Origin of the sequence: Nocardia seriolae NBRC 15557, from assembly GCF_007990715.1 — a bacterium.
GTDB lineage: Bacteria > Actinomycetota > Actinomycetes > Mycobacteriales > Mycobacteriaceae > Nocardia > Nocardia seriolae.
In genome coordinates this window covers 1-12,312 of record NZ_BJWY01000023.1, presented here as the reverse complement: position 1 = coordinate 12,312, position 12,312 = coordinate 1, and the positions used below count along the sequence as shown (strand labels likewise).

General features: G+C 69.2%; 11 protein-coding genes. 7 read left to right on the top strand and 4 right to left on the bottom strand.

All coding sequences use genetic code 11. From position 1 onward, the window contains the following. Positions 1-125: 125 nt before the first annotated feature. Together NS2_RS10255 and NS2_RS10250 are read left to right on the top strand one after the other, a co-directional pair. Positions 126-1,118, top strand: coding sequence for an alpha/beta hydrolase (locus NS2_RS10255; protein ID WP_033087307.1), 993 nt, complete (start codon positions 126-128; stop codon positions 1,116-1,118). Between the two features lie 130 nt (positions 1,119-1,248). Beyond that, complete coding sequence (locus NS2_RS10250; RefSeq protein ID WP_033087299.1) at positions 1,249-2,499, top strand: Nramp family divalent metal transporter; 1,251 nt, start codon at positions 1,249-1,251, stop codon at positions 2,497-2,499. Between the two features lie 24 nt (positions 2,500-2,523). Here NS2_RS10250 and NS2_RS10245 read toward each other — a convergent pair whose 3' ends face one another. Then, positions 2,524-3,318 (bottom strand): enoyl-CoA hydratase-related protein, encoded by a 795-nt coding sequence (locus tag NS2_RS10245; protein ID WP_052086262.1) that lies wholly within the window; start codon positions 3,316-3,318, stop codon positions 2,524-2,526. Between the two features lie 128 nt (positions 3,319-3,446). Here NS2_RS10245 and NS2_RS10240 point away from each other — a divergent pair, with 128 nt between their 5' ends. Beyond that, on the top strand, positions 3,447-4,697 hold the full coding sequence (locus tag NS2_RS10240; protein ID WP_045436987.1) for a TetR/AcrR family transcriptional regulator: 1,251 nt from the start codon (positions 3,447-3,449) through the stop codon (positions 4,695-4,697). A 19-nt stretch (positions 4,698-4,716) separates the two neighbouring features. On the opposite strand, the gene NS2_RS10235 is transcribed toward NS2_RS10240, so the two are convergent. Continuing rightward, complete coding sequence (locus NS2_RS10235) at positions 4,717-6,198, bottom strand: aldehyde dehydrogenase family protein (protein ID WP_033087298.1); 1,482 nt, start codon at positions 6,196-6,198, stop codon at positions 4,717-4,719. A gap of 333 nt (positions 6,199-6,531) precedes the next feature. Here NS2_RS10235 and NS2_RS10230 point away from each other — a divergent pair, with 333 nt between their 5' ends. The 4 genes from NS2_RS10230 (at position 6,532) to NS2_RS10215 (ending at position 10,361) form a co-directional block, all read left to right on the top strand. Beyond that, entirely contained in the window at positions 6,532-7,560 is a 1,029-nt protein-coding gene (locus NS2_RS10230) for a daunorubicin resistance protein DrrA family ABC transporter ATP-binding protein (protein WP_045436990.1), read from the top strand. Next, positions 7,557-8,366 carry an ABC-2 transporter permease gene (locus NS2_RS10225; protein WP_033087297.1) on the top strand — a complete coding sequence of 270 codons (810 nt, stop codon included), beginning with the start codon at positions 7,557-7,559 and terminating at the stop codon, positions 8,364-8,366. Before NS2_RS10230 ends, NS2_RS10225 begins: the two co-directional genes overlap by 4 nt. An 8-nt stretch (positions 8,367-8,374) precedes the next feature. Continuing rightward, complete coding sequence (locus tag NS2_RS10220; RefSeq protein ID WP_052086261.1) at positions 8,375-9,229, top strand: ABC transporter permease; 855 nt, start codon at positions 8,375-8,377, stop codon at positions 9,227-9,229. A 103-nt stretch (positions 9,230-9,332) separates the two neighbouring features. Further along, complete coding sequence (locus NS2_RS10215) at positions 9,333-10,361, top strand: SDR family oxidoreductase (protein WP_033087295.1); 1,029 nt, start codon at positions 9,333-9,335, stop codon at positions 10,359-10,361. Here NS2_RS10215 and NS2_RS10210 read toward each other — a convergent pair. Beyond that, complete coding sequence (locus NS2_RS10210; RefSeq protein ID WP_033087294.1) at positions 10,327-11,541, bottom strand: lycopene cyclase family protein; 1,215 nt, start codon at positions 11,539-11,541, stop codon at positions 10,327-10,329. The two genes, NS2_RS10215 and NS2_RS10210, sit on opposite strands and share 35 nt — an antisense overlap. Before the next feature lie 91 nt (positions 11,542-11,632). Then, positions 11,633-12,238, bottom strand: coding sequence for a DUF8020 domain-containing protein (locus NS2_RS10205; protein WP_033087293.1), 606 nt, complete (start codon positions 12,236-12,238; stop codon positions 11,633-11,635). Positions 12,239-12,312 lie beyond the last annotated feature (74 nt).

Below are 12,312 nucleotides of genomic sequence, written 5' to 3'. Positions count from 1 at the left end.
GCCGGCCAGCTGAATTCGACACGAGATGAAGGTGCAAAACATTGATTCGTCGACATGTCCGGAACGGGAGGGGCGGGGTGCGAGCCGCGGCCTTCCTCGCCGCCACAGCGGTTCTCACCGGTCTCATGACCGGCATCGGCGGCGGCACCGCCTCCGCTGATCCGATCATCGACGGCAAGAAGCTGCTGGCCGACCCGGTCTCGGCGGACGGTTCGAAGATCACCAAGGCCGAGATGCGCGACGAGCGCAATATCCGGCTCTACGTGTACTCCGCGGCCATGGGCGCCACCTACCCGGTCGATGTGCAGCGGCCCGCCGACGCCTCGGCGCCGCGCCCGACCCTGTACCTGCTCAATGGCGCGGGCGGCGGTCAGGACGACGCCTCCTGGGTCAAGAAGACCAATATCGTCAACGGGTTCCTCGGTGACAAGAACGTCAATGTGGTGCAGCCCATCGGCGGCAAGTGGTCCTACTACCAGGACTGGAACAATGACGATCCGGTGCTGGGCCGCAACAAGTGGACCACCTTCTTCAGCCAGGAGCTGCCCCCGCTGATCGACGCGGCCCTGGGCACCAACGGCGTCAACGCCATCGCCGGCATCTCCACCTCCGGCACCACCGTGCTCACCCTCGCCGAGGCCCAGCCGGACCTGTACAAGTCCGTCGCCGCCTACTCCGGCTGCGCGCAGATGGCCGACCCGCAGGGTCAGGAGTTCATGCGCCTGACCGTCGAGACCTGGGGCGGCGGCAAGCTGGAGAACATGTACGGCCCGTCGAACTCGCCCGACTGGGCGGCCCACGACCCGGTCATCAATGCCGAGAAGCTGCGCGGCATCAACCTTTACGTCTCCTCCGGCAGCGGCCTGCCCGGCCAGTACGACGTGATGAACGGTCAGTACGCGCTGCCCGGCGCCTACGGCCTGGCCAACCAGATCCTGATCGGTGGCGTCATCGAGGCGGGCACCAACTACTGCAGCCACAACCTGGCGAGCAAGCTGGACACCCTCGGCATCCCGGCCACCTTCAACTTCCGGCCCACCGGCACCCACTCGTGGGGCTACTGGAACGACGAGTTCATCAACTCGTGGCCGGTCCTGGCCCAGGGCCTCGGCATCTAGCCGAAAGCCAACGCGGACAAGACAACACAGCCCGGCACCGGAAGGTGCCGGGCTGTTTGCCGTTATGGCTATGGTCACAGCTTGGTAGGAATGACTAAACAAAAAGTTCGGTCACCCGTAAACTCGCTATGTGAGTACCAGTGTGGCCGATAAGAGCAGCCCGTTTCAGCGAGCGCGATCGGCCACGGTCCTATTAGGTCCCGCATTCGTCGCCGCCATCGCATATGTCGATCCGGGCAATGTGGCGTCGAACATCAGCGCGGGCGCGCAGTACGGCTACTTGCTGGTGTGGGTGGTCGTGATGGCCAACATCATGGCCGGGCTGGTGCAGTTCCTGTCCGCGAAACTGGGTCTGGTCACCGGTCGCTCCCTGCCGGAAGTGGTGCGGGCCAAGGCGAGTCGGCCCATCCGGCTGGCCTACTGGGTGCAAGCCGAAACCGTGGCCGTGGCAACCGATCTCGCCGAGGTGGTGGGCGGGGCCATCGCGCTCAAGCTGCTGTTCGGGCTGCCGCTCATGGTCGGCGGCATCATCACCGGCTGCGTCTCGATGTTCCTGCTGCTGATCCAGAACCGGCGCGGGCAACAACCCTTCGAACGGGTGATCACCGGGCTGCTCGGCATTATCGCCATCGGATTCCTTGCCTCCGTGGTGATCTCACCCCCGTCCGCCTCGGAGACCGTGGGCGGCCTGCTGCCCCGCTTCGACGGCGCTGGCAGCGTGCTGCTGGCCGCCGCCATGATCGGCGCGACCGTCATGCCGCACGTGGTCTACCTGCACTCCGGCATGGCCCGCGACCGGCACGGGCACCCCGATCCCGGGGCCCCGCGAAACCGCCTGCTGCGCATCACCCGCTACGACGTCGGGCTGGCCATGCTGCTGGCCGGCGCGGTGAACCTGGCCATGCTGCTGATGGCCGCGAGCACGCTGCGCGGCCGCGACGGCGTGGACACCATCGAGGGCGCGCACGCCGCGGTCCGGGAGGCGCTCGGTCCGGTGGCCGGACTGCTGCTCGCGGTCGGGCTGCTGGCCTCGGGGCTCGCCTCGACCTCGGTGGGCGCCTATGCCGGGGCCATGATCATGCAGGGCCTGCTGCACCGGCACATTCCGCTGGTGGTGCGCCGCGTCATCACCCTGATCCCGGCGCTGGTGGTGCTCGCGCTCGGCATCGATCCCACTCGGGCCCTGATCATTTCGCAGGTGGTGCTGTCGTTCGGCATTCCGTTCGCGCTGATTCCGCTGGTGCGCTTCACCAGCGATCCCGCCATCATGGGCAACAACGTCAACCATCGCGTCACCACCGGGCTGGCCTGGCTGGTGGCGGCCGTCATCACCGGCCTGAACGTGGTGCTGATCTACCTGACCGCCACCGGAAAGGGCTGACGCGCAGGCCCGTTCGCGGCCGGGCTATTCGGCGAAGACGGCCTTGCGCTTCTGGAGCATGGCCATCGCGCCCTCGGCGAAATCGGGGGAGCGCAGCAGCTCGGACTGGCCGGTCTTCTCGGCGGACAGGGCGGCATCGAGCGAGGTCAGCGATGCGGCATTGAGGGCGCGCTTGGTGAGTTCGAGGGCGCGGCGCGGGCCGTGCGCGAGCTTGGCGGCGGCCGCCTCCACCTTGGCGTCGAGCTCCTCCGCGCCGTAGACGCCCGCGATCAGGCTGTGCTCCAGGGCCTTTCGAGCCGGGAGCCGCGCGCCCAGCAGGGCCATCTCGGCGGCCAGCGGGCGACCGGCCGCGGCCGCCACCATGGCCGCCGCGCCGCCGTCGGGCATGAGGCCGATATTGATGAAGGCCAGCAGCAGGTAGGCGTCCTCGGAGAGGTAGGCCAGATCGGCGGCCAGCGCGAAGGCCACGCCCACCCCGGCGGCCGCGCCCCTGACCCGGGCGATGACCGGGATCGGGGCCTCGACAATGGCCTTGATCATCCGGTTGGCCACGTCCATGGTCATCTCGGGCGTGATGCCGCGTTCCTTCTCGCCCGGGGCCGCGGCCAGATCCGCGCCCGTGCAGAAGTCCCCGCCCTCACCGGTCAGCACGATCACCCGCACCGCCGGGTTGTCATAGGCGGCCAGCATCGTATTGCCGAGGCCCTCCATGGTGTCGTAGCTGAGCGCGTTCTTCCGCTTGGGATTGGTGATGGTGATGCGCAGCACCCGCCCGTCCTGAATCGCGGTGTACCCCGTCGTGGTCGCGATGGTGCTCATCGGGCGCTCCCCAGATATATATGCGGCAGCATCGCCGCAGACTGTGTGCGAATTTGCGAATTGTGGTTAACTTAAGGTCGTTCGTCCGGCACTGTCAACAGCCGGTGCCATCGAGAAGGAGAAACTGTATGGTCGCCGATCGCAGCGAGGCCGTCCTCGCTTCCGTGCGACCGGACGGTCCATCCGGATCGGCCGACGGCGAGGCCGGACCCCGTCGCCGCCCCAAGAACCGCAAGGCCCAAATCGTGCGGGTAGCGGCGCGAGCCTTCGCCGAACGCGGCTACCACCCGGTCGGCGTGGACGAGATCGCGGCCGAGGTCGGCATCTCCGGCCCGGCCCTGTACCGGCATTTCCGCAATAAGTACGCGCTGCTGGTGGCGGCCGCCGAAATGGGTGCGCAGCAGTTGCTGGAGGCCGCCCGGACCGCCGACAATCCCGAGCTGGAACCGGAACCGCGACTCACCGCGCTGATCCGCGGCATTGCCGAGTACACCATCGACGTGCGCCGCGAGGGCGGGCTGTACCGGTGGGAGCGGCGCTATCTGGAGCGCGAGGACCGCGCCCGCATCCGGGTCGTCTACACCGAACTGCACGACACCGTCGCGGTGCCCATCGCCGCGCTCTACCCCGACGCCGACCCCGCCGACACCCAGTTGCGTGCCGCCGCGTTGCTCAGCGCCATCGGATCCATCACCGCCCACCGCACCGCGCTGTCGACCACCCGGCTGGTCAATCTGATCACCGAGATCTGCTGGGACATCCTGCGCTGCGAGTTGCCGCCCGCGCCCGCCCCCACCACCGGGGATCCGATCCTGCGCGGCCTGCCGGTGATCTCCAAGCGCGAGCAACTGCTCACCGAGGCCATCCGCATCTTCGGGCGGCAGGGTTACCACGAGGCCAGCATCGAGGAGATCGGCGCGGCCGCGGGCATCAACGCCTCCAGCGTCTACCGCTACTTCGCCAGCAAGGCCGACCTGCTGGCCGCCGCCTTCAACCGCACCGGCGAGCGGGTGGCCATCGCCAACAACGAGGCGCTGGCCGAGGCGACCAGCCGCTCCGACGCGGCCGTGCGCATCGCCGACCGCTTCTCCCGCATGACCTTCGCCATGCCGGAGATCCTGCCGGTCTACTTCTCCGAATTCTCCAATCTGCCCGCCTCCGAACAGCATCGGCTGCGCTCGGTGCAGCGCCAGAACGTCCTCGAATGGGCCAACCTGCTCGACGGCGACCAGGTGGAGGCCCGCTTCCGGGTGCACGCGGCCATCGCCCAGGTCATCGACGTGGGCCGGCGCATCCGCTTCGACGGGCGGCCGGAGAACCTGGCGCGGGTCAGCGCCCTCATGCGCGCGGTGCTGCTGGGCGCGTCCCCGGCCGAATAATGCGTGGCGGCAGCCGGTTTCACACCCGGTGCCGCATGCGGAACACGGCGCGGGCCACCCGCAGGCGGCGCGGACGCTTGTCGAAGGTGCCCGAGGTGATCTGATCGGGCGGATGCTTGTCGGTAATCGTCTGCGGGCGTGCGAATTCCCGCAGGATGCGCGGATCGCGAATGCGGCCGGGGCCGTTCACGCCGTAGACGGGTACCGAGTTGACGGTGATCAGCTCGCTGCGCAGCCGCGCCGCGAATTCCGGCACGCTGCGCAGATCGCGTGTGAAGACCGCGACGGTGCGCGGCCTGCGGGCGGCATTCACCCGCTCGGCGGCCTCGTCCATGGTGGCCACCCGATTCACCACCAGCACCGGGCCCACGGCCGTCCCGGTGACCGCCGTGCTCACCTCGGGGACCTCGGTGAGCACGATCGGCTCGATATAGGGCTCGCGAATCGACTCCAGGCTGCCGACCACCAGCCGCGCGCCCCGGGTGACGGCGTCGCGCACCTGTCGGCGCACCACATCGATCTGCGCGTCCATGGTCATCGGGCCGTAGGAGGCGCGGCGATCCGCGCCCGGGCGCAGCCGCCGGGCCTGATCGGCGACCAGTTCCAGGAACGGTTCGTACACCGAGTCGGCCACGTACACGCACTGCACGCCCGCGGGCTGCTGCCCGGCATTGGCCATCGACCCGTACACCGCGGCCGCGGCGGCGGCATCGAGCTTGGCGTCGACCTGCACCACCATGGCACCGCGTCCACCCTGCTCGACGACCAGCGGGGTGGACGCCTGCGCGGCCAGCTCGGCGACCTCGCGCGCGCCCGCCCCGGAACCGGCGTAGGCCAGCTTGTCCACCGCCGCCCGGCGCAGCGCGGCGGCGGTCGAGCTGTCGCCCGTGACCACCTGCAGCACAGGTTGATTCGGGGCCAGATGGTTCCAGGTGTCGGCCAGCCAGGCGCCCACGCCCGGGGTCAGCTCGCTGGGCTTGAACACCACCGCATTGCCCGAGGCCATCGCGCCCGCGATCGAATTCATCGGCGTGAGAACGGGATTGTGCCAGGGGCCCAGCACCCCGACCACGCCCAGCGGCAGGTAGCCGACGGTGCCGGTGGGTTCGCGCCGCAATACGGTGGCCAACCGGGTGGGGCGGCTCAGGGTCTTCTCGGCATGGCGCGCAACCCAATCCAGGTGTTCCACCGCGAGGGTCACCTCGATGGCGGCGTCCAAACGCGGTTTGCCGGTCTCACTGCTGATGAGTTCGACCAGGTCCCGGGTGCCGCGGGCCAGGCTGCGCTTCCAGTCCAGCAGCCAGCGCTTGCGGGCGTCGAATCCCAGTGCCGCCCAACATTGTTCGGCGCCGCGCGCCGCGCGGACGGTACGGGTGAGCTCGCCCGCGCCCATGCCGGCGTACTCGCCCACGACCTCCCCGGTGCGTGGATCGTAGGACGTCAGCACCTTGGATCGGCTCGCTCCAGCGCGTCCGGTTGCCGGCTGCGCCGACTCGGCCATGGTCTAGCTCTCGCGGCCTGTGAATGTCTCTCCCCGTCAAGGCCAGATTATGGGGGGAGTCACAGATGCGACAAGGTAGCGAAATCACCGCATACCGGCCGGTCTGCGCCTGGATCAGCGGCTATACGGGGACCCATCGGTTTGTGACCAAGGGCACAGTTTGGAGATAGCTGCTTCGGCAAAGAAACGGCCTCGTTCCGGATGCCCCGGTAACATCACGACGGGCGGTGTGGATCATCCCCGCGGGCGGTAGCAACCTGTCCCCGCGAGATGTGGGGACCCGCCTCCTACGGGGCGACATCGTTCAGCCCGACCAGCAATAGTGGAGAGTTGATGCCCAGCTTGGACAGACCGGATTCCGCAGTACCCGACGATCCGGCCGTTTACGTCGAAGACGTCCGCAAGTCCTTCGGCGAAGTACACGCGCTGCAAGGGATCAGCTTCACGGCGGCGCGCGGTCAGGTGCTCGGCATTCTCGGCCCCAACGGGGCGGGCAAGACCACCACGGTGAAGATCCTGTCCACCCTGCTGCGCCCCGACTCCGGCATCGCCCGCATCGCCGGACACGACGTGCGCACCGACCCGGCCGCCGTGCGTCGGTCCATCATGATGACCGGTCAGTACGCGGCCCTCGACGAGAACCTCTCGGGCCGCGAGAACCTCGAGCTCTTCGGCCGCCTCATGGGCCTGCCCCGCAAGGCGGCCCGCAAGCGCGCCGACGACCTGCTCGAGGAATTCGACCTCACCGGCGCGGGCCGCCGCGCCGTGCGCCACTACTCCGGCGGCATGCGCCGCCGCGTCGACATCGCCTGCGGCCTGGTGGTCCGGCCCGAGGTGGTGTTCCTCGACGAACCCACCACCGGTCTGGATCCGCGCTCCCGCCAAGGCGTCTGGGACCTGGTCACCGCGCTCAAGACCCAGGGCATCACGGTCCTGCTGACCACGCAGTACCTCGAAGAGGCCGACGTGCTCAGCGACAACATCATCGTCATCGACAAGGGCACCGTCATCGCCGAGGGCACCGCGGACGCGCTCAAGGAGAAGACCGGCGGCAGCTACTGCGAGGTCGTGCCGCTGGACCCCAAGCAGCTGATCCTGGTGAGCGACGCGCTCGGGGACCTGGTGCCCGACGCGGTCCGCGCGGAACTGGCCGACAGCGACCGGCTTTCGATTCCCGCCCCCGACGGCGCGGGCACGCTGTCGGAGGCCCTGCGCCGCCTCGACAGCGCGGGCATCCGGCTCGCCGACATCGGCCTGCGCCGCCCGTCCCTCGACGACGTCTTCCTCACCCTCACCGGACACTCCGGGAGCAAGGAAGCCGACCCGGCGGGCCTCCTCCGGACCAATGAGAGCGTCGCGTGACCGCGGCAGCGGCCGAGACGGCCGACCTCTTCGCCGGGGTACCGAAGGCCCGGCCCAACAGCTTCGCGCAGTGGCGCGCCCTCACCGGGCGCATCGTCTGGGTGATGGCCACCAAGGGCGAACTCGTCGTCGCGGTGATCGTGCCGCTGGTCTTCACCCTCGGCTTCTACCTGCCGCTGCGCTACGTCATGCAGTTCCAGGGCATCAACTACGCGCAGTTCGTGATGCCGATCATCGTGCTGCAGACCATGTCGTTCACCATGATGTCGAATGCGCAGCTGGCCGCCTACGAGGCCATGACCGGACTCAACACCCGCATGCAGACCATGCCCATCGGGGCCATGGTGCCGCTGGTGTCGCGGCAGTCCGCGGGCCTGGTGCGCTCGGTGGTCTCGCTCGTCGCGGCGCTGCTGTGGGGGCACATGATCGGTTTCCGGTTCGTCGCCGGCTGGGGGCAGGCCGCGCTGTTCTGCGTGTTCTCCCTCGGCGTCGGCACCGTGCTGGCCATCGGCGCGGACGGGCTCGGGTCGTTGACCAAGAGCCCCGAATCCCTCAGTCAGGCGCTGACTCTGCCGACGCTCATCTTCGGCATGCTGTCCTGCGGCTTCGTGCCCGAGGCCGGATTCCCCGCGTGGGTGCGGCCGTTCGTGCGCAATCAGCCCATCTCCCAGTTCTCCTTCGCGCTGCGCGATATGGCCGCGCAAGGAGTGAGCTGGCATGTGCTGTGGGTCCCGCTGGTGTGGCTGGGCGGCGCGCTGACCGTCTTCCTGCCGCTGGCGGTCTGGGCGAGTGCGAGGCGGTCATGAGTACTGCGATGACGGTCGACAAAGCGGCCGAGAACGATTCGTGGGCGGGGCATCAGCCGCTGCCCGAGGTGGCACCGCGATCGGAACGCGCGTTCTCGATGTGGGTGGAACAGAGCCTGATTCAGTGCAAGCGACTGCTCATGGGCTGGATGCGCGACCCCTCCACCACCATTCAGACGCTCATCTTCCCCGCGGCCACGCTGGTCATGTTCCGCATCGTGCTGGGTGACTCGATCGCCAAGGCCACCGGGATGCCCGCGATCTACGGATTCGTGCCCATGGTCATGCTGGTGGCGGCCATGTCCGGATCCATGGTGAGCGCCCTCGGCTTCAAGGTCGAGAAGGCCACCGGACTGCTCGGGCGGTTCCACACCATGCCCATCCATCGGGCCGCCGGGCTCACCGGACGCCTGCTGGCCGAGGCCGTCCGGGTGCTCATCACCTCGCTGTTCGTGCTCGTGGTCGGCGTCGGGCTGGGCTTCCGGTTCTGGAACGGCGCCGCGGCTTCGATTGCCATGATCGCCATTCCGATTCTGTTCGCCATCGGGTTCGCGGTGCTGGTGACGGCGCTGGCCACGCTCACCGAGGGCGTCATGCTGGTATCGATCATCGGCATCATCAATACGCTGCTGATGTTCTTCAACTCCGGATTCGTGCCGGTGCTGGCCTACCCGACCTGGTTGCAGAAGACGGTGGAGAACCAGCCCATGAGCACGGCCATCGACGCCATGCGCGGGCTGTCGCTGTCCGGGCCGATCGCGACGCCGCTGTGGAAGACGGTGGCGTGGACGGTCGGCATCATCGTGATATTCGCCTACCCCGCGGTCCGCGGCTACCGGCGGGCGGCCGAGACCGGGGCCTAGACCCGTTCCCGCGCACCGGCCGAGAGTTCGCCCGGTGCGCGGGATTTGGGAGGTTCGCCGAGCCTCGGGCGGAGTGTGGTCCGGGTCACGTTAAGGTGGCCCCATGGCTTACCTGGTTACCGGGGCAACTGGGTTCATCGGTCGATTTCTGGTTCCCGAACTCCTGAAACGCGGTGCGGACGTCCACGTGCTGGTGCGTCCCGGCGAGGACTCCGTGCTGCGCTTCAACCGCTGCCTGCGCGAATGGAACGCTCGCGACCGGGTGCGACCGGTCCGCGGCGACCTCGGCGCGCCCGGACTCGGCATCGACTCGAGCTGGATTGCCGCACAGCGCGGTTCGATCGACCATGTCTTCCACCTCGCCGCCGGATTCGACGCCACCGGGGCGGGTGGCGGCACCCGGCGGGTGGCCGCCCTCGCGGCCGCCCTGGAAGCCGGACGGCTGCACCATGTTTCGACCGCCCGGGTGGCCGGGGCGTGGGAAGGGCTGTTCACCGAGGACATGACCGACGTCGGCCAGCTGCTGCCCACGCCGTATCAGCGCGCCATGCTGCGCGCCGAACAGGACGTGCGCGAGCAGACCGCGGTGCCGTGGCGGATCTACCGGCCCGCCATCGTCATCGGCGACTCCCGCACCGGCGAGATCGACCGCATCGACGGGCCCTACTACTTCTTCCGGCTGCTGCGCATGGCCGCCCAGCTGCCGCGCATCCTGCCCGTGGTCGCGCCCAAGCTCGGCGAAACCAATATGGTCCCGGTCGATTTCGTGGCCCGCGCCCTGGACCACATCGCCCACCGCCCGGGCGACGGCCCCTCGACCTATCACCTGGTGGACCCGCGCGAGCAGAGCGTGGCCGACGTCTTCAACCTCTTCGCCGACGAGGCGGGCGCGCCGCACCTCATCGAGGTCATGCCCAAACAGACCCTCGACGTGAGCCTGCGGGTGCCCGGCATGGGCTGGGCGCTGCGGCAGATCGGCATCCCCATGGACGTCATCGAGGACAGCGAATTCGCCTGCCGCTTCGACTCCCGCCACACCGCCGCCGCGCTCGCGGGCACCGACATCAGGGTGCCGCCGCTGGCCGCCTACGCCTCGATCATCTGGAAGTACTGGATCGAGAACTGGGTGTGAGCGCGTCCTGGGCGCGGCCGTAATCCCAATTCAGCCAGCGGTTCCGGTTGGTCCAGCCGACCAGGTCGAAGCGCCAGCGGAAGGGCCAGGTGGTGGCCACCGTCATGAACAAGGCCGAACCCAGCGCGGTGTAGTCGTCGTGGGCCGACAGCAGTGCGCGCTGCTGGCGGGGCGGGCGGGTGAAGAACGCGTCGAACATGGAGATGGACTGGGCGGTGGTGAGCCGGCCCAGGCCGTACACGCCGCGCATGCGCATCCAGTGCACCAGGCGGGCCTGCCGGGGCCACAGCGCCTCGATCGGGTCGGTGCCGCGCTGCACGGCATCGAGGGCGGTATCGACCAGCGACAGTGAATCCGCCACGCAGTAACCGGTGATCGGATGCATCATGCCGCCGCGGGAACCGAACGGAATCACCTGTCCGCGACCGGCATTGGGCACCGACTGGTCCAGCGGGTAGTGCGCGGCCTCGGTCGGCTCGTCGCCGCGCAGCCGGATGCCGTGTGCCGCCAGCCGATTCAGGGTGCGCCGCCGCAGTTCGTGCTGTGGCATGCCGCCGCGCAGGCCCAGACTGGTCTCCTCGAAGATCACCGTGCCGTCCCCGAGCGGCACCGAGTACAGGAACGACGGCGGCTCGTCCGGGCCCGCGCCGTTCTCGTCGCGCCAGTCCAGCAGCAGGCCCTCGCCCGCGGCCACCATGGGCGCGGCGACGTCCTCGTCCACGAAGATGCCGTGCGCGCTGGCGGTGCGGCGCGGGCCCGGCGCGGCCTGGCCTCGAGTGTCGAACACGGTGGCGGCGCGCACCTCGGTGCCGTCGGCCAGCTCCACCCGATGCGGCTGCACGATGCGGGCGCGGCCGGTGATCACCGTCGCGTCGTCGAGGGGGAGCGCGTCGTACAGGCCCTGCTTGGACAGCACGCAGTAGGGGCGCGGAATCCGGCGCTCGGCGGTGGTCCACACCACCGGGGCGTCGATCTTGCTGGCAATCGCGCCGTGGCCCAACCACTCCGGCAGCTCGTCCACCCAGCAGGAATACGTGGGGGCCCACAGGCGGGTCGGCCGCGGCTCCACCGCGACCACCCGCAGCCCCGCCGCCATGGCGCGATGCGCCAGCGCCCGCCCCGTGGGGCCGAGCCCCACCACACACACGTCGGCGGCTGCGCCCAGCTCTCGGCCACTCATACCCGCATTCAAACAGCCGGGATCCGGCGACGCCAGGCCGGTACCGGCTGTGCATTGGTCCCGTGGGCGCACGCGTCTCCGCGATGGGCGGCTAGGGGCGGCCGCTGACGACGGCGGTCACCGCATCCATGAACGGTTGCCCGCCCATGGCGTAACCGCCCGCGATCGCGCCCACCAGCAGGCCGATCGGACCGGTGACGATGCTGAAGAAGCCGAGCCCGATCACGGTTCCGATGAGGCCGCCCAATGCGCCGCCGATCGCGACCGCCGCCACGTTCTGGTTGATCTCGTTCATGAGCTGGGTCATGGAGCCGACCTGCTGCATCTCGCTGATCTCGGTGGCGGTCACCTTGGGTGCGAGAACGAGGCGGTGGCCGTCGTCGGAGATCGTCCGCTCGACCTGGACAGTAGCTCCGGAAAGCCGGTAGGACAGCGGGATTCGCGCCACCACTGCGCCGTCGTCGGAGGTCAGCGTGATCTCGGAGGCGTCGGGAGCGGTGGTGAACGCCCCGCCGCTGACGGCGGTGGTCAGCACGCGGGAGAGCTCGGAGAGGGTCGCCTGGTACCCGATGCCCTGATCGATGCCCGTCGCGGTGGTATGGCGAACGGTCGCCGGTTCCGCGTTCGCGCCCGCGGTGGTCAGGCAGGCCACGGCGGTGGCGAGGCATGCGGCGGTGGTCCAGGTTCCGAGCTTCATGCAGATTTCCTTCTCGCAGAGCCGTCGGCGAGCGCATCCAGACGGTGTAAAAGAACGCTTCAGCGTTCGAACCC

Bases quoted from the DNA above. Each gene is read 5' to 3' on its own strand.
- NS2_RS10215 (WP_033087295.1), top strand. From the start codon at position 9,333: ATGGCTTACCTGGTTACCGGGGCAACTGGGTTCATCGGTCGATTTCTG.
- NS2_RS10230 (WP_045436990.1), top strand. From the start codon at position 6,532: ATGCCCAGCTTGGACAGACCGGATTCCGCAGTACCCGACGATCCGGCC.
- NS2_RS10220 (WP_052086261.1), top strand. From the start codon at position 8,375: ATGACGGTCGACAAAGCGGCCGAGAACGATTCGTGGGCGGGGCATCAG.
- NS2_RS10240 (WP_045436987.1), top strand. From the start codon at position 3,447: ATGGTCGCCGATCGCAGCGAGGCCGTCCTCGCTTCCGTGCGACCGGAC.
- NS2_RS10205 (WP_033087293.1), bottom strand. From the start codon at position 12,238: ATGAAGCTCGGAACCTGGACCACCGCCGCATGCCTCGCCACCGCCGTG.
- NS2_RS10255 (WP_033087307.1), top strand. From the start codon at position 126: ATGACCGGCATCGGCGGCGGCACCGCCTCCGCTGATCCGATCATCGAC.
- NS2_RS10245 (WP_052086262.1), bottom strand. From the start codon at position 3,318: ATGAGCACCATCGCGACCACGACGGGGTACACCGCGATTCAGGACGGG.
- NS2_RS10235 (WP_033087298.1), bottom strand. From the start codon at position 6,198: ATGGCCGAGTCGGCGCAGCCGGCAACCGGACGCGCTGGAGCGAGCCGA.
- NS2_RS10210 (WP_033087294.1), bottom strand. From the start codon at position 11,541: ATGAGTGGCCGAGAGCTGGGCGCAGCCGCCGACGTGTGTGTGGTGGGG.